The sequence below is a fragment of the Streptomyces sp. NPDC002446 genome (assembly GCF_053595675.1).
The window spans coordinates 1,646-3,252 of sequence record NZ_JBSFYC010000155.1; the positions used below are offsets into that span (position 1 = coordinate 1,646).

Annotated in this window: 1 rRNA gene; it reads left to right on the top strand. The window is 57.1% G+C overall.

Features of this window, described 5'->3' with window-relative positions:
* Window positions 1–64: 64 nt before the first annotated feature.
* A 23S ribosomal RNA gene (locus ACWD6P_RS36860) occupies window positions 65–1,607 on the top strand; the annotation flags it as partial.

Below are 1,607 nucleotides of genomic sequence, written 5' to 3' on the forward strand. Positions count from 1 at the left end.
GGGGTGGGTTGTGACGGGTGGCTGGTCGTTGCTTGAGAACTGCACAGTGGACGCGAGCATCTGTGGCCAAGTTTTTAAGGGCGCACGGTGGATGCCTTGGCACCAGGAACCGATGAAGGACGTGGGAGGCCGCGATAGGCCCCGGGGAGCTGTCAACCGAGCTTTGATCCGGGGGTGTCCGAATGGGGAAACCCGGCAGTCGTCATGGGCTGTCACCCGCTGCTGAACACATAGGCAGTGTGGAGGGAACGCGGGGAAGTGAAACATCTCAGTACCCGCAGGAAGAGAAAACAACCGTGATTCCGGGAGTAGTGGCGAGCGAAACTGGATGAGGCCAAACCAGTCACGTGTGATACCCGGCAGGGGTTGCGTGGTTGGGGTTGTGGGATCTCTTTTCTGCAGTCTGCCGGCTGTGGGACGAGTCAGAAACCGTTGATGTAGGCGAAGGACATGCGAAAGGTCCGGCGTAGAGGGTAAGACCCCCGTAGCTGAAACATTGACGGCTCGTTTAAGAGACACCCAAGTAGCACGGGGCCCGTGAAATCCCGTGTGAATCTGGCGGGACCACCCGTTAAGCCTAAATATTCCCTGGTGACCGATAGCGGATAGTACCGTGAGGGAATGGTGAAAAGTACCGCGGGAGCGGAGTGAAATAGTACCTGAAACCGTGTGCCTACAAGCCGTGGGAGCGTCGCACATCGAGCTTGCTCGGTGTGTCGTGACTGCGTGCCTTTTGAAGAATGAGCCTGCGAGTTTGCGGTATGTTGCGAGGTTAACCCGTGTGGGGAAGCCGTAGCGAAAGCGAGTCCGAATAGGGCGTTGAGTAGCGTGCCCAAGACCCGAAGCGGAGTGATCTAGCCATGGGCAGGTTGAAGCGGAGGTAAGACTTCGTGGAGGACCGAACCCACCAGGGTTGAAAACCTGGGGGATGACCTGTGGTTAGGGGTGAAAGGCCAATCAAACTCCGTGATAGCTGGTTCTCCCCGAAATGCATTTAGGTGCAGCGTCGTGTGTTTCTTGCCGGAGGTAGAGCACTGGATAGGCGATGGGCCCTACCGGGTTACTGACCTTAGCCAAACTCCGAATGCCGGTAAGTGAGAGCGCGGCAGTGAGACTGTGGGGGATAAGCTCCATGGTCGAGAGGGAAACAGCCCAGAGCATCGACTAAGGCCCCTAAGCGTGTGCTAAGTGGGAAAGGATGTGGAGTCGCAGAGACAACCAGGAGGTTGGCTTAGAAGCAGCCACCCTTGAAAGAGTGCGTAATAGCTCACTGGTCAAGTGATTCCGCGCCGACAATGTAGCGGGGCTCAAGCACACCGCCGAAGTCGTGTCATTGCAGCAATACTCCCAACGGAGGCTGTGATGGGTAGGGGAGCGTCGTGTGCCGGGTGAAGCAGCCGTGGAAACGAGTTGTGGACGGTTCACGAGTGAGAATGCAGGCATGAGTAGCGATACAAGAGTGGGAAACTCTTGCGCCGATTGACTAAGGGTTCCTGGGTCAAGCTGATCTGCCCAGGGTAAGTCGGGACCTAAGGCGAGGCCGACAGGCGTAGTCGATGGACAACCGGTTGATATTCCGGTACCCGCTTTGAAACGCCCAATATCGA